This is a genomic window from Streptomyces sp. WM6386, from assembly GCF_000972385.1.
Lineage (GTDB): Bacteria > Actinomycetota > Actinomycetes > Streptomycetales > Streptomycetaceae > Streptomyces.
Map to the genome: position 1 here is coordinate 1 of NZ_JXTE01000635.1, position 363 is coordinate 363.

At 63.6% G+C, this 363-nt stretch carries 1 protein-coding gene; it reads right to left on the bottom strand.

From position 1 onward, the window contains the following. Positions 1-363: extracellular solute-binding protein (locus TN53_RS43030; protein WP_046264372.1), on the bottom strand; the 363-nt coding region annotated here is incomplete at both ends.

Genomic DNA, 363 nt, shown 5'->3' on the forward strand with positions numbered 1-363 from the left:
TGAACTGCTGGGCCACGAACATGCCAAGCATGTACATGCCGGCCTTCTTGGCCACCAGCGTCTGGGCGGCGTCCTGCCAGGTACGGCCGACCGCGCCCTCCTGGTGATAAGGCAGGCTCTCGGCCCAGGTGTCGAAGACCTTGCGGACCTTCGCGTCGGTCCATGAGGCCTTGCCCGCCATCAGCTCGACATGGAAGTCGTAGCCGTTGAGGCGGAAGTTGATCTGGTCGAAGGAGCCCATCGCCGGCCAGGCGTCCTTGTCGCCGTACGCGATCGGGACGAGGCCGTCCTTCTTCATCTGCTTGCACAGGGCGATGTACGCGTCCCATGTGGTGGGGACCTCGTAGCCGTACTTCTGGAAGA